At 52.4% G+C, this 20229-nt stretch carries 17 protein-coding genes, 8 tRNA genes and 2 rRNA genes; all 27 read left to right on the top strand.

From position 1 onward, the window contains the following. Positions 1-34 precede the first annotated feature (34 nt). The 27 genes from tilS to CD000_RS18265 all read left to right on the top strand — a co-directional run bounded on the left by tilS (position 35) and on the right by CD000_RS18265 (position 20216). Positions 35-1429 carry a tRNA lysidine(34) synthetase TilS gene (tilS, locus tag CD000_RS15290; protein ID WP_096225969.1) on the top strand — a complete coding sequence of 465 codons (1395 nt, stop codon included), beginning with the start codon at positions 35-37 and terminating at the stop codon, positions 1427-1429. Between the two features lie 13 nt (positions 1430-1442). After that, positions 1443-1988 (top strand): hypoxanthine phosphoribosyltransferase, encoded by a 546-nt coding sequence (gene hpt, locus CD000_RS15285; protein WP_096225968.1) that lies wholly within the window; start codon positions 1443-1445, stop codon positions 1986-1988. Between the two features lie 94 nt (positions 1989-2082). After that, positions 2083-3981, top strand: a complete 1899-nt coding sequence (gene ftsH / locus CD000_RS15280) for an ATP-dependent zinc metalloprotease FtsH (protein WP_096225967.1) — start codon at positions 2083-2085, stop codon at positions 3979-3981. A gap of 128 nt (positions 3982-4109) precedes the next feature. Then, positions 4110-4886 (top strand): type III pantothenate kinase, encoded by a 777-nt coding sequence (locus CD000_RS15275; RefSeq protein ID WP_096225966.1) that lies wholly within the window; start codon positions 4110-4112, stop codon positions 4884-4886. A 14-nt stretch (positions 4887-4900) separates the two neighbouring features. After that, on the top strand, positions 4901-5818 hold the full coding sequence (hslO, locus tag CD000_RS15270; RefSeq protein ID WP_198962541.1) for an Hsp33 family molecular chaperone HslO: 918 nt from the start codon (positions 4901-4903) through the stop codon (positions 5816-5818). Between the two features lie 212 nt (positions 5819-6030). Then, the gene (gene iscB, locus CD000_RS15265) at positions 6031-7380 is read left to right on the top strand and encodes an RNA-guided endonuclease IscB (protein WP_233130518.1); all 1350 of its coding nucleotides are present in this window, start codon (positions 6031-6033) and stop codon (positions 7378-7380) included. A 49-nt stretch (positions 7381-7429) separates the two neighbouring features. After that, a complete protein-coding gene (gene cysK / locus CD000_RS15260) occupies positions 7430-8356 on the top strand; it encodes a cysteine synthase A (RefSeq protein WP_011229580.1) in 927 nt (308 codons plus the stop codon). 115 nt (positions 8357-8471) lie between these two features. Continuing rightward, the gene (gene pabB, locus CD000_RS15255; protein WP_011229581.1) at positions 8472-9893 is read left to right on the top strand and encodes an aminodeoxychorismate synthase component I; all 1422 of its coding nucleotides are present in this window, start codon (positions 8472-8474) and stop codon (positions 9891-9893) included. A 5-nt stretch (positions 9894-9898) separates the two neighbouring features. Then, positions 9899-10474, top strand: coding sequence for an aminodeoxychorismate/anthranilate synthase component II (pabA, locus tag CD000_RS15250; RefSeq protein ID WP_023634495.1), 576 nt, complete (start codon positions 9899-9901; stop codon positions 10472-10474). Between the two features lie 5 nt (positions 10475-10479). Further along, entirely contained in the window at positions 10480-11355 is an 876-nt protein-coding gene (gene pabC / locus CD000_RS15245) for an aminodeoxychorismate lyase (protein WP_011229583.1), read from the top strand. Continuing rightward, positions 11355-12206 carry a dihydropteroate synthase gene (gene folP / locus CD000_RS15240; protein ID WP_011229584.1) on the top strand — a complete coding sequence of 284 codons (852 nt, stop codon included), beginning with the start codon at positions 11355-11357 and terminating at the stop codon, positions 12204-12206. Before pabC ends, folP begins: the two co-directional genes overlap by 1 nt. Next, positions 12199-12558, top strand: a complete 360-nt coding sequence (folB, locus tag CD000_RS15235; protein ID WP_304441571.1) for a dihydroneopterin aldolase — start codon at positions 12199-12201, stop codon at positions 12556-12558. Before folP ends, folB begins: the two co-directional genes overlap by 8 nt. Continuing rightward, positions 12559-13086, top strand: a complete 528-nt coding sequence (gene folK / locus CD000_RS15230; RefSeq protein WP_096225962.1) for a 2-amino-4-hydroxy-6-hydroxymethyldihydropteridine diphosphokinase — start codon at positions 12559-12561, stop codon at positions 13084-13086. It begins immediately after the preceding gene. Further along, positions 13038-13259, top strand: a complete 222-nt coding sequence (locus CD000_RS15225; RefSeq protein WP_011229587.1) for a helix-turn-helix domain-containing protein — start codon at positions 13038-13040, stop codon at positions 13257-13259. Before folK ends, CD000_RS15225 begins: the two co-directional genes overlap by 49 nt. A 16-nt stretch (positions 13260-13275) precedes the next feature. Then, positions 13276-14277: a tRNA dihydrouridine synthase DusB gene (gene dusB / locus CD000_RS15220; protein ID WP_011229588.1), complete on the top strand. Its 1002-nt coding sequence runs from the start codon at positions 13276-13278 to the stop codon at positions 14275-14277. 327 nt (positions 14278-14604) lie between these two features. After that, on the top strand, positions 14605-16089 hold the full coding sequence (lysS, locus tag CD000_RS15215) for a lysine--tRNA ligase (protein ID WP_021322651.1): 1485 nt from the start codon (positions 14605-14607) through the stop codon (positions 16087-16089). Between the two features lie 221 nt (positions 16090-16310). Then, positions 16311-16427, top strand: a 5S ribosomal RNA gene (gene rrf, locus CD000_RS15210). An 8-nt stretch (positions 16428-16435) separates the two neighbouring features. Beyond that, a tRNA-Val gene (locus CD000_RS15205) sits at positions 16436-16511 on the top strand. 423 nt (positions 16512-16934) lie between these two features. Further along, positions 16935-17010 (top strand) — tRNA-Lys (locus CD000_RS15200). A gap of 10 nt (positions 17011-17020) precedes the next feature. Then, positions 17021-17105 (top strand) — tRNA-Leu (locus tag CD000_RS15195). An 11-nt stretch (positions 17106-17116) separates the two neighbouring features. Then, positions 17117-17191, top strand: a tRNA-Gly gene (locus tag CD000_RS15190). Positions 17192-17207: 16 nt separating this feature from the next. Continuing rightward, positions 17208-17293: transfer RNA gene (locus tag CD000_RS15185), tRNA-Leu, on the top strand. A 3-nt stretch (positions 17294-17296) separates the two neighbouring features. Further along, positions 17297-17370: transfer RNA gene (locus tag CD000_RS15180), tRNA-Arg, on the top strand. A 4-nt stretch (positions 17371-17374) separates the two neighbouring features. Then, a tRNA-Pro gene (locus tag CD000_RS15175) sits at positions 17375-17448 on the top strand. A 12-nt stretch (positions 17449-17460) separates the two neighbouring features. Continuing rightward, positions 17461-17533 (top strand) — tRNA-Ala (locus CD000_RS15170). A 429-nt stretch (positions 17534-17962) separates the two neighbouring features. Continuing rightward, positions 17963-19520: ribosomal RNA gene (locus CD000_RS15165) — 16S ribosomal RNA — on the top strand. Between the two features lie 36 nt (positions 19521-19556). After that, the gene (locus CD000_RS18265; protein WP_143425253.1) at positions 19557-20216 is read left to right on the top strand and encodes a hypothetical protein; all 660 of its coding nucleotides are present in this window, start codon (positions 19557-19559) and stop codon (positions 20214-20216) included. Positions 20217-20229: the final 13 nt, after the last annotated feature.

Here is a 20229-nt window from a genome sequence, read left to right as displayed (position 1 = left end):
TGAAGCTGAAAGAAACGCAAAGAGGTTGGCTCGGATGATCGACAAAGTGCGCGCCTTTATCCACAGGCATCAACTGCTTTCAGAAGGAGCGGCCGTCATCGTTGGCGTCTCCGGAGGCCCGGATTCGCTTGCGTTGCTGCACGTTTTTTTGTCGCTGCGCGACGAATGGAAGCTTCAGGTCATAGCGGCCCATGTTGACCATATGTTTCGTGGGCGGGAGTCAGAAGAAGAGATGGAGTTTGTGAAACGTTTTTGCGTGGAGCGCCGTATTTTATGTGAGACTGCGCAAATCGACGTCCCGGCCTTTCAGCGCAGCGCAGGTCTCGGCGCCCAAGAGGCGGCGCGGATCTGCCGCTACCGCTTTTTTGCCGAACTGATGGAAAAGCATCAAGCGGGGTACGTCGCCGTAGGCCATCATGGCGACGATCAAGTCGAGACGATTTTAATGCGGCTTGTGCGCGGCAGCACAAGCAAAGGATACGCTGGTATCCCCGTCAAACGGCCGTTTCACGGCGGCTATCTCATCCGTCCGTTTTTGGCTGTCAGCCGGGCGGAGATTGAAGCGTATTGCCGGCAGATGGGGCTGTCTCCACGCCGCGATCCGAGCAATGAAAAAGACGATTATACGCGCAACCGGTTCCGCCATCATATTGTCCCGTTGCTGCGGCAGGAAAATCCGCGCCTGCACGAGCGGTTTCAGCAATACAGCGAAATGATGGCGGAAGATGAGCACTTTTTGGAGGAATTAGCCGCGGACGCGCTGAATAAAGTAATGGAAAAACAACATCGCGATGCGGCGCTTTCCATCGGACCATTTTTGGAGCTGCCGCGACCGCTGCAGCGCCGGGTGCTGCAGCTGTTGCTTCTCCGTCTTTATGGCGGCGTTCCGCCGACATTGACTTCCGTACATATCGGCCATATACTGATGCTTTGTGAGCGCGGCCGCCCTTCCGGAATGATCGATTTGCCAAAAGGGCTCAAAGTGATTCGCTCGTACGACCGCTGTTTGTTTACTTTTGACGCAGAAAGCGGCGAGAAAGGCTATTGGTTTGAACTGCCGGTTCCGGCGCTATTGCCCCTCCCAAACGGCTATGCAATCATCAGTGAATTTGGGGAACACTATCCAAGAAAGCAGGCCGGGAATGATTGGTTCGTCGTGGATCCTGCTTCCGTCTCCTTGCCGCTTCGCGTGCGGACGCGTCGGAGCGGCGACCGGATGGTGCTCAAGGGGACGGGAGGCACGAAAAAATTGAAAGAAATTTTCATTGAAGCAAAAATTCCGCGGATGGAAAGGGATCGCTGGCCGATTGTCGAAGATGCCGACGGTCGCATCCTTTGGATGCCTGGCTTGAAAAAATCGGCTTTCGAAGCGCAAAACCGTGGGCAAGCTCGCTATATTTTGCTGCAATATCAGGCGATGAACAGCTAGGAGGAAAAATAAGATGGGGATGAAAGACGATATTCAAAAAGTGTTGATCACTGAAGAGGAAATTCAGGCAAAAGTCAAAGAACTCGGCGGTTTGTTAACGAAAGAATATGAAGGCCGTTTTCCGCTCGCTGTCGGCGTTCTCAAAGGGGCGATGCCGTTTATGGCCGATTTGCTCAAATATATTGATACATATTTAGAAATGGATTTTATGGACGTATCAAGCTATGGCAATGCGACCGTTTCATCCGGCGAAGTGAAAATCGTCAAAGACTTGAACACCTCCGTCGAAGGACGGGATATTTTGATCATTGAGGATATTATTGACAGTGGGCTGACGCTCAGCTATTTGGTCGACTTGTTTCGCTACCGGAAGGCGAATTCGATCAAAATCGTCACGCTTCTTGACAAGCCGTCTGGACGGAAGGCGGACATTCAAGCCGATTACACCGGATTTACCGTCCCGGATGAATTCGTCGTCGGCTATGGGCTCGATTACGCGGAAAAATACCGCAACCTCCCGTTTATCGGCGTCTTAAAGCCGGAAGTGTACCAAAAGTAGAACGGTTGCTGGGCGACGGCCGAATTGTTTGTATTGAAACAAATTTCTATGATAGTATTGAGTATAGTGTGTTTCATATGGGAGGAGGCAAGAAATGAACCGGATTTTCCGCAATACCATCTTTTATTTGCTGATTTTCCTCGTCGTGATCGGCGTCGTCAGCTTTTTTAACGGCACGAACCAGCGAACGGAGCCGATGACGTACGATGCGTTCATCACTCATCTGGAAAACGGGGATGTCAAGTCGTTTTCCATTAAGCCGGAGCGCGGCGTATATGAAATCAAAGGCCAGTTGAAAACATATAGCGAAGGGCAGTACTTTTCCACCTACGTCATGAACAGTGACAAAGTGCTTGACCGCATCGATGCGGCGGCGGCGCGGACGCGGGTGGAAGTCGTGCCAGCGGACGAAACGAGCGGATGGGTGACGTTTTTCACTTCCATCATCCCATTTGTTATTATTTTTATTTTGTTCTTCTTCCTTTTGAACCAGGCACAGGGCGGCGGCAGCCGGGTGATGAATTTCGGCAAAAGCCGGGCGCGGCTGTATACGGATGACAAGCGGAAAGTCCGCTTCCGCGATGTGGCTGGGGCAGATGAGGAAAAGGAAGAGTTGGTGGAAATCGTCGAGTTTTTAAAAGATCCGCGCAAGTTTGCGGAACTTGGCGCCCGCATTCCGAAAGGGGTATTGCTCGTTGGGCCGCCTGGAACCGGGAAAACGCTGTTGGCGCGCGCGGTTGCCGGAGAAGCGGGCGTGCCGTTTTTCTCGATCAGCGGGTCGGATTTCGTGGAAATGTTCGTCGGGGTCGGGGCATCGCGGGTGCGCGACTTGTTTGAGACGGCGAAAAAAAATGCCCCGTGCATCATCTTCATTGATGAGATCGACGCCGTCGGCCGCCAGCGCGGCGCCGGCCTTGGCGGCGGCCATGACGAGCGTGAGCAGACGCTCAACCAACTGCTTGTCGAAATGGACGGCTTTAACGGCAACGAAGGGATCATTATTCTCGCGGCCACCAACCGGCCGGACATTTTAGACCCGGCGCTGTTGCGCCCGGGTCGCTTCGACCGGCAGATTACCGTCGACCGCCCGGACGTCAAAGGGCGCGAAGCGGTGCTGCGCGTGCATGCCCGCAACAAGCCGCTCGATGAATCCGTTGACCTGAAGACGATCGCGATGCGGACGCCTGGATTTTCCGGCGCCGACTTGGAAAACTTGCTGAATGAGGCGGCGCTCGTTGCAGCGCGCCGCAACAAAAAGAAAATTGATATGAGCGACATCGACGAGGCGACGGACCGGGTGATTGCCGGACCGGCGAAAAAAAGCCGCGTCATTTCGGAAAAAGAACGGCGCATCGTCGCGTTTCACGAAGCTGGGCATACGGTCATCGGCATGGTGCTCGCCGATGCGGAAATGGTGCATAAAGTGACGATTGTGCCGCGCGGCCAAGCCGGAGGCTATGCGGTCATGCTGCCGAAAGAAGACCGCTACTTTATGACGAAAGCCGAACTGATGGATAAAATCACCGGACTGCTCGGCGGGCGCGTTGCCGAGGAAATCGTGTTCAATGAAGTGAGTACAGGGGCCCACAACGATTTTCAACGGGCGACAAACATCGCGCGCCGGATGGTGACGGAGTTTGGTATGAGCGAAAAGCTTGGTCCGCTTCAATTCGGCCAACCGAGCGGGCAAGTGTTTTTAGGACGTGACTTACACAACGAGCAAAACTACAGCGACAAAATCGCCTATGAAATTGACTTAGAGATTCAGCGCATCATTAAAGAGTGCTATGAAAAAGCGAAACAAATTTTGACCCAACATCGGGACAAATTGGATTTGATCGCCAACACGCTGTTGGAAGTCGAGACGCTCGATGCGGAGCAAATTAAACATTTGTTCGAACATGGCACGCTGCCCAAAGACCGGAACGGGCGCGAGGAGTCCGGCAAAAGCGACGGCGATGTGAAAATCAACATCCAAAAGAAAGAGGAGTAATCGATGTCTCTGTTCGGAGGCATCTTTTTTTTTGGCCGGCGGCCCAGGGAAAGAAGGACAGTTTTTTTCCCGTAAGTATGATATGATAAAGAATGGGAATTTATCGAGGAAAAGCGAGGAATGAAGCGATGATTTTTGTATTGGACGTCGGCAATACAAACACGGTGTTAGGGGTGTATGACGGGGACGAACTGAAACATCATTGGCGCATTGAAACAAGCCGCTCGAAAACGGAAGACGAATACGGCATGATGATCAAAGCGCTCTTGAACCATGTCGGCTTGCAGTTTTCCGACATTCGAGGCATCATCATTTCCTCGGTCGTGCCGCCGATTATGTTTGCTCTTGAACGCATGTGTCTAAAATATTTCCATATCAAACCGCTCATCGTCGGTCCGGGCATTAAAACCGGGCTCAACATCAAATATGACAATCCGCGTGAGGTGGGCGCCGACCGGATTGTCAACGCGGTCGCCGGCATCCATTTGTACGGCAGTCCGCTGATTATCGTCGATTTTGGCACGGCGACGACGTATTGTTATATTAATGAACATAAACAATATATGGGAGGGGCTATTGCCCCGGGAATTATGATCTCGACAGAGGCTCTGTTCGCGCGGGCGGCGAAATTGCCGCGCATTGAAATCGCCCGCCCGGATGATATCATCGGCAAAAATACGGTCAGCGCCATGCAAGCCGGCATTTTATACGGTTATGTCGGACAAGTGGAAGGCATCGTGTCGCGAATGAAGGCGAAAAGCAAAATCCCGCCGAAGGTGATTGCTACTGGCGGTTTGGCTCCGCTCATTGCCAGCGAATCGGACATCATCGATGTCGTTGATCCGTTTTTGACGCTGACTGGCTTAAAATTGTTGTACGAGAAAAACACCGAGAAAAAAGGATGAAAGGCTTGATGAAGATGGGAGACTACTTAGTCAAAGCACTCGCTTACAATGGACAAGTGAGAGCGTATGCCGCAAGAACGACGGAAACTGTCGCCGAGGCGCAACGCCGCCACCAAACATGGCCGACCGCCTCAGCGGCTCTCGGCCGGGCGTTGACCGCCGGTGTTATGATGGGAGCGATGCTGAAAGGCGAGGAAACGTTGACGATTAAAATTGACGGCGGCGGCCCGATCGGCGTCATTTTAGTCGACAGCAACGCCAGAGGGGAAGTGCGTGGCTATGTAACGAATCCACATGTACATTTTGAGCTGAACGAGCATGGGAAACTTGATGTGGCACGGGCGGTCGGCAAAAATGGGATGTTGACGGTTGTGAAGGATCTTGGGCTGCGCGACTTTTTCACCGGACAAGTGCCGCTTATCTCCGGGGAGCTTGGCGATGATTTTACGTATTATTTTGCTTCGTCCGAACAAATTCCGTCATCGGTTGGCGTCGGGGTGCTCGTCAATCCCGACCATACCATCCGAGCCGCCGGAGGATTTATTATCCAGTTGATGCCCGGGACGGAGGAGAACACGATCACTCGCATTGAAGAGCGGCTGAAACAAATTCCGCCCGTGTCGCGCATGATCGAAAGAGGGCTCAGCCCGGAACAGCTGCTCGAACAACTGTTGGGAGATGGAGGCGTCCGTGTGCTCGAGACGATGCCGGTGTCATTCGTCTGCCGCTGTTCGCGCGAGCGGATCGCTGATGCCCTTATCAGCCTAGGGCCCGAGGAAATCCAAGACATCATCGACAAAGAAGGGCAGGCGGAAGCTTCGTGCCATTTTTGCAATGAAACGTACCATTTCGACAAAGCGGAGCTGGAACAGTTGAAACAACTCGCAAAAAAAGAGTCAACTACCCACCACTTAAAGCCTAACGGCTTTTGAAGTGGGGGCTTGGCAAGCCCTAGTTGACTACCCTCAGCCATTCAATGGCTACGTTGGAAGGGTCATGACACTTACGGATGCTCCTCCAGTCCGTAACCCTGTCGCAGATGGTTAAAAGCTCTGATGGGTAGGAGCGGTGCTGTCTGCCGAACAAGCCCTTCCAACATTGGGGAGGAGGAACTCACTCCTGAAAGGAGGTACACGTCTTGTTCGTGTACATTATCAATAAGCATGGAAAACCACTCATGCCATGCTCACCAAGGAAAGCAAGACTTTTGCTAAAACAGAAGAAAGCAAAAGTAGTAAGAAGGACACCTTTTACCATCCAGCTTTTATATGGTAGCAGTGGTTACAAACAACCCGTGTCATTGGGTGTTGACATGGGGACACGACATGTAGGAATTTCTGCAACAACAAAGAAAGATGTGCTGTTTGAAGCGGAAGCGCAACTTCGAACAGATATTGTGGAATTACTTGCTATACGGAGACAGTTCCGTAGAAGTCGAAGAAACAGAAAGACTCGCTACCGAGAAGCCAGATTTCTTAACAGAAGAAAACCAGAGGGATGGTTACCACCATCTATTCAACACAAAATCAACTCGCATATAAAGTTGATTGACTTAGTTCACAATATTCTCCCTGTCACATCTGTCACTATTGAGGTAGCAGCATTCGATACACAGAAATTAAAAAACCTAAATATCCGAGGGGTGGAATATCAACAAGGAGAACAAATGGGGTTTTGGAATGTTAGAGAGTATGTTCTATACAGAGACAATCATACTTGTCAATATTGCAAAGGAAAAAAGAAAGACCCTGTTCTCCAAGTGCATCATATTGAAAGTCGAAAGACAGGAGGTGATTCACCAGATAATCTGATCACTCTATGCAAAACATGCCACCATGAAATTCACGAAAAAGGGCTTGAGCATATATTTCAACGCAAACGACCGCCTATGAGGGATGCTAGTCAGATGACCGCCATGCGATGGGCAATGTTTAGTAGGATAAGAGAAAAATACTCGCATGCAAATATCACATACGGGTATATCACCAAATGTATTCGCATTGCTAATGGACTGTCTAAATCTCATATGGTGGATGCTCGTTGTATTAGTGGAAATCCACTAGCCAAGCCAAGTGGCACGGTTTATCTTCTAAAATTCGTTCGAAAAAACAACCGTCAATTGCATAAAGCAACCATCTTAAAAGGCGGAAAACGAAAATCAAACAAAGCTCCACGATTTGTCAAAGGGTTTCAACTGTTTGACAAGGTGGTATACGAAAGGAAAGAATGTTTTATATTTGGCAGAAGAAGCAGTGGTTATTTTGACCTTCGGCTGTTAGATGGCACAAAAGTGCATGCTTCAGCAAGCTGGAAAAAGTTAAAAAGAGTTGAGCATGCTAGTACATTGTTAATTGAAAGGAGCCTTGATAGATCAACATTTCTAGAGGGAGGAAGGGCGATTCCTCCCCGACTTTCGCTCTCGCTTAGAAGTCGGGGTCTCCTCGCCAAAGAAGATGAAAACAGTAAAATGATTGACAATTACGCCAATAGTTGATACATTGGAGACAAAGTCGATAAAATTAATGTGGATTAGAGGTGGAACAATGGCACGCACAGTCAACTCGATAACCGAATTGATCGGCGATACGCCGGCCGTGAAACTGAACCGCATCGTTGATGAAGACAGCGCGGATGTGTATTTGAAACTGGAATTTATGAACCCGGGCAGCAGCGTCAAAGACCGAATTGCGTTGGCGATGATTGAAGCGGCGGAAAAAGCGGGCAAGCTGAAGCCGGGCGACACGATCGTTGAGCCGACAAGCGGCAACACTGGGATCGGATTGGCGATGGTCGCGGCGGCGAAAGGATATAAGGCGGTATTAGTCATGCCGGATACGATGAGCTTGGAGCGCCGCAACCTGCTGCGGGCGTATGGAGCCGAGCTTGTGCTCACACCGGGTGCACAAGGGATGCGCGGAGCAATCGCAAAGGCGGAAGAGCTCGTCCGCGAGCACGGCTACTTTATGCCACAGCAATTTAAAAACGAGGCGAACCCGGAAATCCATCGCTTGACGACCGGGAAAGAGATCGTGGAGCAAATGGGCGACCAGCTTGATGCGTTTGTTGCCGGCGTTGGCACGGGCGGAACGATCACCGGAGCAGGCAAAGTGTTGCGCGAAGCTTACCCAAACATTAAAATTTACGCCGTTGAACCGGCCGATTCCCCAGTCTTGTCGGGAGGAAAACCGGGCCCGCACAAAATCCAAGGGATCGGCGCTGGCTTTGTTCCAGATATTTTGGATACGAGCATTTACGATGGGGTTATTACGGTAACGACGGAAGAAGCGTTTGCGGCGGCCCGCCGCGCGGCTCGCGAGGAAGGCATTCTCGGCGGCATTTCGTCCGGTGCTGCGATTCATGCGGCATTGAAAGTGGCGAAAGAGCTCGGCAAAGGGAAAAAAGTGCTCGCCATCATCCCGAGCAACGGCGAACGTTATTTGAGCACGCCTCTTTACCAATTTGAAGACTAAGCAGACTTTTTCGGCAGGGGCAACCCTGTCGAATTTTTTTACGAGGATGGGTGACCCAGACGGACAATCATTGTACAATAAAAGTAACTATGGACATCGTAAGGAGCTGATGAGGATGGAACAGCGGCGCAGGCGACTGAAACGAACTATCGATTATCGCGGACGGGATTGGTTCCGCCAGTACGAACAGCTGGCCTATAGCCGGCCTCATCATGTGTTGCTTGAGAGCGGCCAAGGGGGAAGGTACAGCATTATCGGCCTTGACCCGATCGGAGTGATCCGCGCTGACGAGCGGCGGCTCATCATCAAGCAGCGCGGGGTTGAAACGGTGCTGGATGGCTCGCCGCTCGAAGGGCTCCGGCAATGGCTTCGGTGTTTCGCCGTGCCGGATGAGGGGGAGTCGTTGCCTTGCCAAGGCGGGCTGATCGGTTTCATTAGCTATGATGCGGTTCGCTATATGGAACGGCTCCCGGTGCTCGCGCAAGATGATTTGCGGCTGCCGCTCATGTATTTTTTCCTCTTTGACGACGTAGCGATTTATGATCACCAAACTGAACAGCTTCATTTGCTTGCCTACGCGAATGAAGGGGAGGAAAGCGAAGCAAACCGGCGGCTTGCGCGGCATGCACGGATGTGGCTCGAGGATCGGAATGAAGCGCTGGTCTGGCCGCTTGCTGCCTCGACAGCTGCGCCGTCTGTTTCAATGACAAAAGAGAGGTTTATGGATGCGGTTCGCCGCGTACAACGCTATATTGCGGCGGGCGATGTGTTTCAAGTCAACTTATCGGTGCGTCAGTCGCAGCCGCTGGTGACGCATCCATTTGCCGTCTACAAGCAGTTGCGGATGCTGAATCCGTCCCCTTACATGGCGTATTTGCATACCCCGGAATTTCAAGTCGTCAGCGGCTCGCCGGAGTTGCTCGTCCGCAAGCGGGGATGGCGTCTTGAGACGCGGCCGATTGCCGGCACACGTTCGCGCGGTCGGACGGCGGCAGAGGATGAACAAATTGCTCGCAAGTTGCTTGCGAGTGAAAAGGAGCGGGCCGAGCACGCCATGCTCGTTGATCTTGAACGGAATGACCTTGGGCGCGTCTGTGCATACGGGACGGTTCGAGTTGACGAATGGATGACCGTCGAAAAGTATTCTCATGTGATGCATATCGTTTCTCACGTATCCGGCACCATGACGATGGAGCACGATGCGTTTTCCGTCATTCGCGCCATGTTTCCCGGCGGGACGATTACCGGCGCCCCGAAAGTGCGAACAATGGAAATTATTGAAGAGTTGGAACCGGTCCGCCGCGGCTTGTACACGGGCTCGATCGGTTGGATCGATTTTCAAGGAAACATGGAGCTAAACATCGCCATTCGAACGATGGTCGTCAAAGACGGATTGGCGCATGTACAGGCAGGAGCGGGCATCGTCATCGATTCCAACCCAGAGCATGAGTACAAGGAATGTGTAAAGAAAGCGGCTGCCCTTTGGAAAGCGAAAGAGCTGAGCGAAGCAGAGGCATTATTTCCGAGCATGAGGTGAGAATGATGATCGTCATGATTGATAACTACGATTCATTTACGTACAATTTGGTGCAATATTTGGGCGTGTTGGGAGAAGAGCTGATTGTCAAACGGAATGATGAAATTACGGTGGCTGAAATCGAACGACTCCGCCCTGATTTTATTATGATTTCCCCCGGTCCATGCACACCGAATGAGGCAGGGGTCAGCCTGGAAGTCATCGATCGCTTTGCCGGCCAAATTCCGATTTTCGGCGTCTGCCTCGGGCATCAAGCCATCGCCCAGGCGTTCGGCGGCCGCGTTGTCCGCGCTCCAAGGCTGATGCACGGGAAAACATCGTCCGTCTACCATGATGGGGAGACGATTTTCTGCGGCGTGCCGAACCCGTTTACGGCAACGCGCTACCATTCCCTTATCGTCGAGAAAGAGACGCTTCCGGACTGTTTCGTCGTGTCGGCTTGGACGAAAGAGGATGAAGTGATGGCGATTCGCCATAAAACGCTGCCGGTGGAAGGCGTGCAGTTTCACCCGGAATCGATTATGACAAGCCATGGGATGCAACTGTTGAAAAACTTTATCAACACGTATAAAAAGGCGTGACAGTCATGTACGTGTATATCAACGGCGCGGTCGTTCCGCGCGAAGAAGCGCAGTTATCAGCGTTTGATCACGGCTTTTTATATGGGCTTGGCTTATTTGAAACATTCCGCACGTATAGCGGCCACCCTTTTTTGCTTGACGATCATTTGGCCCGATTGAACAAAGGGCTGTCTGAGCTTCACATCGAAAGGCAGTTCGGCCGCGCCGAAGCGGTGGCGATCATCGAGCAGTTGCTCGAGGCCAATGGCTTGCGCGACGCTTATGTGCGCTTCAATGTATCGGCCGGGGTCGGCGATCTCGGCTTGCCGATCGAACGTTACCGAAACCCGACCGTCATCGTCTATATGAAGCCGCTTCCGCCGCCCGTCCCTCCGGAAGGAAAAGAAGGGGTGGTGCTCGCGGCAAGGCGAAACAGCCCGGAAGGCAATGAGCGACTAAAGTCGCACCATTATTTAAACAATATGATTGGGAAATGGGAGCTCGGACATCGACCTCATGCGGAAGGAATTTTTTTGAATTCAGATGGTGCGGTAGCGGAGGGGATCGTTTCCAATATTTTTTGGGTGAAAGACGGCATCGTCTACACGCCAGCGCCGGCTGTCGGCATATTAAACGGCATCACAAGACAATTCATCATTGCTTTGCTCAAGCAGTTGCGCATCCCAGTTGAAGAAGGGGTATATCCGCTGTCCCATTTGTTGCAGGCTGATGAAGCATTTATCACCAACTCTGTGCAGGAAATTGTACCCCTTTGCCGCATTGGCCATTGCGTTTACCAAGGAAAAAATGGTCCGGTGGTCCGGGCCTTGCAGCACCATTACCGACGCTTGACCCATCGGTTATGGACGAGGAACGAATTGGCGGAAAGGATGAACGACTGATGACAACATCGATGCGCCCTCTTCGGCTTCAATGCCGCGGGCATGAGCTTGACTTAAACAAAAAAACGTTGATCATGGGCATTGTCAACGTCACGCCCGATTCGTTTTCCGACGGCGGCCGGTTTTACGACGTGGAAAACGCGGTCAAGCACGCGAAGCGGCTCGTGGCGGAAGGAGCAGACATCATTGACATCGGCGGTGAATCAACTCGTCCGGGGGCGGATCCAGTGCCGCTTGATGAAGAATTGCGCCGCGTCATTCCGGCGGTAAAAGCGATTGCTAAGGCGGTGAGTGTACCGATCTCAATTGACACGTACAAAGCGGAAGTGGCGCGGCAAGCCATGGAAGCCGGGGCGCACATCATCAACGACGTTTGGGGAGCCAAGGCGGACCCTGATATGGCCCGCGTCGCCGCCACGTACGGCGCGCCGATCATTTTAATGCACAACCGCCGCGATATGGCCTATCGCGATTTGATTTCCGACATGATCGCCGATTTGAAAGAAAGCATTCGCATTGTCAAAGAGGCGGGTGTGAAAGATGAGAACATTATTTTAGATCCGGGGATCGGCTTCGCCAAGACGGTCGAGCATAACTTGGAGGTGATGCGGCGCCTTGATGAATTTGCCGCTCTCGGCTATCCGCTTTTGCTTGGCACGTCGCGCAAACGATTTATCGGCCATGTGCTCGGCGTGCCTGTCGAGGAGCGGGTCGAAGGAACAGGAGCGACCGTTTGTCTCGGCATCATGAAAGGGGTGCACATCGTCCGAGTCCATGATGTATTGCCGATTGCCCGCATGGCCAAAATGATGGATGCTATGCTTGGGAAGGGAGAGAGCGGTCATCGATAAAATTTATGTGCAAGGCATGGAGTTTTACGGCTACCACGGGGTGTTTCGCGAAGAAAACATCCTCGGCCAGCGATTTTTGGTCGATGTGACGTTGGAGCTCGACTTGCAGCCTGCCGGGCGGAGCGATTGTCTTGAGAATACCGTCAACTACGCCGATGTGTACGAGCGCTGCCGGGCGATCGTTGAGGAGCGGACGTTCGCCTTGATCGAGGCGGTCGCTGAAGCGATCGCCGCCGACTTGCTCGCTGCCTTTCCTGTTGTCGAGCGCTGCATTGTCAAAGTGACGAAGCCGAATCCGCCGATTCGCGGCCATTATCAACATGTCGCAGTCGAAATTGATAGGGGTCGTTAAATGGAAAACATCGCATATCTCGCTTTAGGCTCCAACCTCGGAGATCGTGTTTCCTATTTGCGTTCTGCCATTGAAGCGCTCCATCATCATCAGGAAATTTTTATCACATCGAGCTCATCGATTTATGAAACCGATCCGGTCGGCTATGTCAACCAAGGCAAGTTTTTAAACATGGTGATCGAGGTGGCGACCACGTTGTCGCCGTTTGCCTTGCTTGACGTGACCCAGCAAATCGAACGACAACTTGGAAGAAAAAGAGAAATTCGCTGGGGACCACGGACGTTAGACCTTGACATTTTGCTGTATAATCATGAAAATATTGAAACAGAGCAGCTGACGATCCCGCATCCGCGCATGGCGGAGCGGGCGTTCGTGCTCATCCCGTTGTTTGAAGTCAACTCCCACGTGGCAATACCGAACCTTTCCGAGTCGTTAATCGACATCATTGGCCGACTACCTGACAAAAAAGGAGTTCATGTATGGAAGCGGAAAGATGGGGAAGACGTATTCGCGCTTTTCGAAAGTTGAAAGGATATACGCAAGAAAGACTGGCGAAAGAACTAGGCATTTCCGTATCGATCCTTGGTGAAATTGAACGGGGGAACCGGATGCCGTCCGATTCGCTCGTTGGACAAATCGCCGAACGGCTGAATATATCGGTGGAAGAACTGGCGCCGCCGAAACTCGAATCGAACAAGTAGAAAGGAGGCATCTGCGATGTTTCGCATTGGCGATGTCGAAATTAAAAACCGCGTCGTGCTCGCTCCGATGGCAGGCGTATGCAACTCCGCGTTCCGCCTGACCGTTAAAGAATTCGGCGCCGGGCTTGTATGCGCCGAGATGGTAAGCGACAAAGGAATCGTATACAACAACGAAAAGACGTTAAACATGTTATATATTGATGAACGGGAAAAGCCGATCAGCTTGCAAATTTTCGGCGGCGAGAAAGAAACGCTCGTCAAAGCGGCGAAATTTGTCGATAAAAATACGAATGCAGATATCATCGACATCAACATGGGTTGCCCAGTGCCGAAAATTACGAATTGCGACGCTGGAGCGAAATGGCTGCTTGACCCGAATAAAATTTATGATGTCGTTGCCGCGATCGTCGATGCCGTTGAAAAACCGGTCACGGTGAAAATGCGGATCGGTTGGGATGAAAAGCACATTTACGCCGTCGAAAACGCTCAAGCCGTTGAGCGCGCCGGCGGGAAGGCCGTCGCCGTCCACGGACGGACAAGGGTGCAAATGTATGAAGGAAAAGCGGACTGGAACATCATCAAGCAAGTGAAAGAAGCCGTCAACATCCCGGTTATCGGCAACGGAGATGTCAAAACGCCTCAAGATGCAAAGCGGATGCTTGAAGAAACAGGGGTCGACGGCGTCATGATCGGACGGGCGGCGCTTGGAAACCCTTGGATGATCTATCGCACTGTCCGTTATTTAGAAACTGGAGAGCTCATCCCGGAACCGACGCCGAGGGAAAAAATCGATGTCTGCCTGCTGCATTTAGACCGATTAATTGCCTTAAAAGGCGAATATATCGCCGTCAAAGAAATGCGTAAACACGCTGCTTGGTATTTAAAAGGCATTCGCGGCGCAGCGAAAATCCGCAACGCCATCAATGAATGTGAAACGCGGGACGAACTGGCCGCACTGTTGCTTCGCGTGGCGGAAGAAGCGGAAGTCCAAGCAGCGGCGAACGCCGAAGCCGTTTAACGGATTTCCGAAAGAAGTCTCCCACCTCAAGGAACGCGAAGGGTGTAACCCAGTGAGTAGGTGGGAGATGAATGTCGGTTGGCGTTAGCCAACGAATAATAGAATATGGCTAGAACGGACACCTTCGGAACGAAGGGAAGCGTAAAGGGTTCTTGTGTGTGGCTTACCGTTCGGCGAACACACACAAGTCGCTTGAAGCCTCCACCTCTAAGCGAAGCGTAGGTGTGGGTAGTTCACACAACGGAGATGACGTTCATGCAGCGGAGGACTGCCAGCGAGTGCTGGCAGTATTTTTCGTAAAAAATCGCTAAATGGAGTGAATGAGGTATGAGTCATGAAGAATTGAACGACCAACTGCGCGTCCGCAGGGAAAAGCTGAAAAAAATTGAGGAATTGGGTGTCGACCCGTTTGGCAAACGGTTCGAGCGCACTCATAAAGCGCAAGAACTGTTCGAACTGTACGGCGATTTGTCGAAAGAGGAACTTGAAGAAAAGCAAATTGAAGTCGCCGTCGCCGGCCGCATCATGACAAAGCGCGGCAAAGGAAAAGCCGGGTTCGCCCATATCCAGGATGTCACCGGGCAGATTCAAATTTACGTCCGTCAAGACGATGTTGGCGAACAGCAGTACGAACTGTTTAAAATCTCTGACCTTGGCGATATCGTCGGCGTGCGCGGCACAATGTTTAAAACAAAAGTTGGTGAACTTTCCATCAAAGTGTCGTCGTACGAATTTTTGACGAAAGCGCTGCGTCCGCTGCCGGAAAAATACCATGGTTTGAAAGACATAGAGCAACGCTATCGCCAGCGTTATCTCGATTTAATTATGAATCCGGAGAGCAAAAAGACGTTCATCACCCGCAGTTTGATCATTCAATCGATGCGGCGGTATCTTGACAGCCACGGCTATTTGGAAGTTGAAACGCCGATGATGCACGCTGTGGCTGGAGGCGCTGCGGCGCGCCCGTTCATTACGCATCATAACGCATTGGATATGACGCTTTATATGCGAATCGCTATCGAGCTCCATTTAAAACGGCTTATCGTCGGCGGTTTGGAAAAAGTGTACGAGATCGGCCGCGTTTTCCGGAACGAGGGCATTTCCACCCGCCATAACCCGGAGTTTACGATGCTCGAATTGTACGAGGCGTACGCCGATTTCCGCGACATTATGGAACTAACGGAAAACTTGATCGCCCACATTGCCACTGAAGTGCTTGGAACGACGAAAATTCAATACGGCGAGCATGTCGTCGACTTAACGCCCGAGTGGCGGCGCCTCCATATGGTCGATGCGATCAAGGAATATGTCGGCGTCGACTTCTGGCGGCAGATGAGCGACGAAGAGGCGCGGGAGCTGGCGAAAGAACACGGAGTGGAAGTTGCTCCACATATGACGTTTGGCCATATTGTCAACGAATTTTTTGAACAAAAAGTCGAGTCTCACCTCATTCAGCCGACGTTCATTTATGGCCATCCGGTTGAAATTTCACCGTTGGCCAAGAAAAATCCGGACGACCCGCGTTTTACCGACCGATTTGAGCTGTTTATCGTCGGGCGCGAACATGCCAACGCCTTTACCGAATTGAATGATCCGATCGATCAGCGCCAACGCTTTGAGGCGCAGCTGAAAGAGCGTGAACAAGGAAACGATGAAGCACATGAAATGGACGAAGACTTCCTTGAAGCGCTCGAGTACGGCATGCCGCCAACAGGCGGGCTTGGCATCGGGGTCGACCGTCTGGTCATGCTGCTGACGAACTCGCCGTCGATCCGCGACGTGTTGCTTTTCCCGCAAATGCGTCATAAATAAATTTGATCGCTCCCTGCAAAGACAAGCAGCAGGGGGCTTTTCATTTATGTAAAAATAGTTGTCGCTGTTTTGTTGAAAAACAAACACAGGAAGTCGAGTTGACAAACCACTCCCAACGTGTTATATTATGATAGCACGTTGAAATGACAGCACTAATCAAAAACAAGGATCTAGTTGACAAATAAATAAATTTAATTATAATATAACTTGTCTGTTGATTGTCTAGTGATGATAGCGGAGGGGAAACACCCGTTCCCATCCCGAACACGGAAGTTAAGCCCTCCAGCGCCGATGGTAGTTGGGGCCAGCGCCCCTGCAAGAGTAGGTCGTCGCTAGGCAATCCTGTGGAGGATTAGCTCAGCTGGGAGAGCACTTGCCTTACAAGCAAGGGGTCGGCGGTTCGATCCCGTCATCCTCCACCATCACCTATTATGAGCCATTAGCTCAGTAACGAGCGCTGCATCTTCGGATTTGCTTCGAGTTGCCTCGACGCACTAGGCATCTGTGAAACAGCTGGGAGAGGAAGAGGCAGGTAGAGTGAAACGAAGCTGTAGAGTGTTATCCTAACCATGAGCCATTAGCTCAGTAGGTAGAGCAACGAGCGAAGCATCTTCGGATTTGCTTCGAGTTGTCCCGACGCATCCAACATCTTCGAATATGCTAGCAGAGGAAGGGACATCGTTCACTGTGAGTGTATACTTGACTATGAGCCATTAGCTCAGTAACGAGCGCTGCATCTTCGGATTTGCTTCGAGTTGCCTCGACGCACTAGGCATCTGTGAAACAGCTGGGAGAGGAAGAGGCAGGTAGAGTGAAACGAAGCTGTAGAGTGTTATCCTAACCATGAGCCATTAGCTCAGTAGGTAGAGCATCTGACTTTTAATCAGAGGGTCGGAGGTTCGAGTCCTCCATGGCTCACCACAATTGATTTGCGGGTGTGGCGGAATTGGCAGACGCGCTAGATTCAGGGTCTAGTGCCCTTTACGGGCGTGGGGGTTCGAGTCCCTTCACCCGCATGTTGATTCGAGCGGAAGTAGTTCAGCGGTAGAACACCACCTTGCCAAGGTGGGGGTCGCGGGTTCGAGTCCCGTCTTCCGCTCCATTTATTTGCCCATTTAGCCGGGGTGGCGGAATTGGCAGACGCACAGGACTTAAAATCCTGGGGTAGGTCACTACCGTGCCGGTTCGAGTCCGGCCCTCGGCACTTGCGCTCGTAGCTCAATTGGATAGAGCATCTGACTACGGATCAGAAGGTTAGGGGTTCGAATCCTCTCGAGCGCGTTGGCGGGAAGTAGCTCAGTTTGGCAGAGCACATGGTTTGGGACCATGGGGTCGCAGGTTCAAATCCTGTCTTCCCGATAGCGGATATATGGGGCCTTAGCTCAGCTGGGAGAGCGCCTGCTTTGCACGCAGGAGGTCATCGGTTCGATCCCGATAGGCTCCACTGTTGCTTTATGTCTGTGCCTGCCGCTTGCAAGGGAATTTGAAGACGTGAGGTTCCTCGGTAGGATTACAGAGAAGCAAACTAAAGTAGCAACCTTGTGTCCTGCAAGTGAATGGAGAGAAGCGGGATTCTTCGACGAAAACCAGCAGAGAAGTTGTTTCAATGCAGCAACTTTGCGCCTGTGTCTTCTAGTGAATTCGGGGGAATTGGGTTCCTCGGCGCAAGACTGCAACGAAGCAAGTTCAAGAAGAGGTCTCGTTCCTTGAAAACTGAACGAAACGAAGCGCGAAAGAAAAGCTGAGGCCCGCGGGTCGCCGCGATGGGCAAATGTTCTTCGCCTGCAGGGATTTACAATCCCGAAGGCGAAGGTGATTTGACCCCGAGCGGCGGCGGGCCGAAGCTGGACAATGCGAAAAGCCAATCAACTTTCTTTTGGAGAGTTTGATCCTGGCTCAGGACGAACGCTGGCGGCGTGCCTAATACATGCAAGTCGAGCGGACCAAATCGGAGCTTGCTCTGGTTTGGTCAGCGGCGGACGGGTGAGTAACACGTGGGCAACCTGCCCGCAAGACCGGGATAACTCCGGGAAACCGGAGCTAATACCGGATAACACCGAAGACCGCATGGTCTTTGGTTGAAAGGCGGCCTTTGGCTGTCACTTGCGGATGGGCCCGCGGCGCATTAGCTAGTTGGTGAGGTAACGGCTCACCAAGGCGACGATGCGTAGCCGGCCTGAGAGGGTGACCGGCCACACTGGGACTGAGACACGGCCCAGACTCCTACGGGAGGCAGCAGTAGGGAATCTTCCGCAATGGGCGAAAGCCTGACGGAGCGACGCCGCGTGAGCGAAGAAGGCCTTCGGGTCGTAAAGCTCTGTTGTGAGGGACGAAGGAGCGCCGTTCGAAGAGGGCGGCGCGGTGACGGTACCTCACGAGGAAGCCCCGGCTAACTACGTGCCAGCAGCCGCGGTAATACGTAGGGGGCGAGCGTTGTCCGGAATTATTGGGCGTAAAGCGCGCGCAGGCGGTCTCTTAAGTCTGATGTGAAAGCCCACGGCTCAACCGTGGAGGGTCATTGGAAACTGGGGGACTTGAGTGCAGGAGAGGAGAGCGGAATTCCACGTGTAGCGGTGAAATGCGTAGAGATGTGGAGGAACACCAGTGGCGAAGGCGGCTCTCTGGCCTGCAACTGACGCTGAGGCGCGAAAGCGTGGGGAGCAAACAGGATTAGATACCCTGGTAGTCCACGCCGTAAACGATGAGTGCTAAGTGTTAGAGGGGTCACACCCTTTAGTGCTGCAGCTAACGCGATAAGCACTCCGCCTGGGGAGTACGGCCGCAAGGCTGAAACTCAAAGGAATTGACGGGGGCCCGCACAAGCGGTGGAGCATGTGGTTTAATTCGAAGCAACGCGAAGAACCTTACCAGGTCTTGACATCCCCTGACAACCCAAGAGATTGGGCGTTCCCCCTTCGGGGGGACAGGGTGACAGGTGGTGCATGGTTGTCGTCAGCTCGTGTCGTGAGATGTTGGGTTAAGTCCCGCAACGAGCGCAACCCTCGCCTCTAGTTGCCAGCATTCGGTTGGGCACTCTAGAGGGACTGCCGGCGAAAAGTCGGAGGAAGGTGGGGATGACGTCAAATCATCATGCCCCTTATGACCTGGGCTACACACGTGCTACAATGGGCGGTACAAAGGGCTGCGAACCCGCGAGGGGGAGCGAATCCCAAAAAGCCGCTCTCAGTTCGGATTGCAGGCTGCAACTCGCCTGCATGAAGCCGGAATCGCTAGTAATCGCGGATCAGCATGCCGCGGTGAATACGTTCCCGGGCCTTGTACACACCGCCCGTCACACCACGAGAGCTTGCAACACCCGAAGTCGGTGAGGTAACCCTTACGGGAGCCAGCCGCCGAAGGTGGGGCAAGTGATTGGGGTGAAGTCGTAACAAGGTAGCCGTACCGGAAGGTGCGGCTGGATCACCTCCTTTCTAAGGACGAAAAGCGGAGGCGAGCGTTTCGCCGCGATGGGCAAATGTTCTTCGCCTGCAGGGATTTACAATCCCGAAGGCGAAGGTTATTTGACCCCGAGCGGCGGCGAGCCGGAGCTAGACAATTCGAAAAGCGGAGGCCGAAATGGCCAACTGTCGATACACAGCGCTTTCGTTTCGTTCGGTTTTGAGGGAATGAGAAATTCCTTCACTTGTTTTGCGCCTGCGTCTTCTAGCAGATTCAAGGAAGATGGATTCCTCGGCGCAAAGCTGCAAGGAAGCAGACTCAAGGCAGTCGCTTCGTTCAGTTTTGAAGGAATGAGAATTCCTTCAAAAGCGCCTGTGCCTGCGTCTGCTAGCAGGTTCGGGGAAGCAAGATTCCTCGGCACAAGACTGCAGAGAAGCAAATTCAAGAAGCAGTCTCGTTTGCGTCTGCGTCTACAAGCGGATTCGGAGAAGCCGAATTCCTCGACGCAAACCAGCGAAGAAGCGAATTCAAAGGAGCTACTTTGCGCCTTCGTCTTCCAGCAGGTTCAAGGAAGATGGATTCCTCGGCGCAAGACTGCAGAGAAGCAAATTCAAGAAGCAGTCTCGTTTGCGTCTGCGTCTACACGCGGATTCGGAGAAGCCGAATTCCTCGACGCAACCCAGCGAAGAAGCGAATTCAAAGGAGCTACTTCGTTCCTTGAAAACTAGATAACCGGAAAAG

The sequence above is a fragment of the Geobacillus sp. FJAT-46040 genome, assembly GCF_002335725.1.
Classification (GTDB): Bacteria; Bacillota; Bacilli; order Bacillales; family Anoxybacillaceae; genus Geobacillus; species Geobacillus thermoleovorans.
The sequence above is the reverse complement of the archived record's forward strand: the minus strand, read 5'-3'. Positions and strand labels throughout refer to the sequence as shown.

Excerpts from the sequence above, each read along its gene's own strand:
- tilS (WP_096225969.1), top strand. The coding sequence starts at position 35 with ATGATCGACAAAGTGCGCGCCTTTATCCACAGGCATCAACTGCTTTCA.
- hpt (WP_096225968.1), top strand. The coding sequence starts at position 1,443 with ATGGGGATGAAAGACGATATTCAAAAAGTGTTGATCACTGAAGAGGAA.
- ftsH (WP_096225967.1), top strand. The coding sequence starts at position 2,083 with ATGAACCGGATTTTCCGCAATACCATCTTTTATTTGCTGATTTTCCTC.
- CD000_RS15275 (WP_096225966.1), top strand. The coding sequence starts at position 4,110 with ATGATTTTTGTATTGGACGTCGGCAATACAAACACGGTGTTAGGGGTG.
- hslO (WP_198962541.1), top strand. The coding sequence starts at position 4,901 with ATGGGAGACTACTTAGTCAAAGCACTCGCTTACAATGGACAAGTGAGA.
- cysK (WP_011229580.1), top strand. The coding sequence starts at position 7,430 with ATGGCACGCACAGTCAACTCGATAACCGAATTGATCGGCGATACGCCG.
- pabB (WP_011229581.1), top strand. The coding sequence starts at position 8,472 with ATGGAACAGCGGCGCAGGCGACTGAAACGAACTATCGATTATCGCGGA.
- pabA (WP_023634495.1), top strand. The coding sequence starts at position 9,899 with ATGATCGTCATGATTGATAACTACGATTCATTTACGTACAATTTGGTG.
- pabC (WP_011229583.1), top strand. The coding sequence starts at position 10,480 with ATGTACGTGTATATCAACGGCGCGGTCGTTCCGCGCGAAGAAGCGCAG.
- folP (WP_011229584.1), top strand. The coding sequence starts at position 11,355 with ATGACAACATCGATGCGCCCTCTTCGGCTTCAATGCCGCGGGCATGAG.
- folK (WP_096225962.1), top strand. The coding sequence starts at position 12,559 with ATGGAAAACATCGCATATCTCGCTTTAGGCTCCAACCTCGGAGATCGT.
- CD000_RS15225 (WP_011229587.1), top strand. The coding sequence starts at position 13,038 with ATGGAAGCGGAAAGATGGGGAAGACGTATTCGCGCTTTTCGAAAGTTG.
- dusB (WP_011229588.1), top strand. The coding sequence starts at position 13,276 with ATGTTTCGCATTGGCGATGTCGAAATTAAAAACCGCGTCGTGCTCGCT.
- lysS (WP_021322651.1), top strand. The coding sequence starts at position 14,605 with ATGAGTCATGAAGAATTGAACGACCAACTGCGCGTCCGCAGGGAAAAG.
- CD000_RS18265 (WP_143425253.1), top strand. The coding sequence starts at position 19,557 with ATGGGCAAATGTTCTTCGCCTGCAGGGATTTACAATCCCGAAGGCGAA.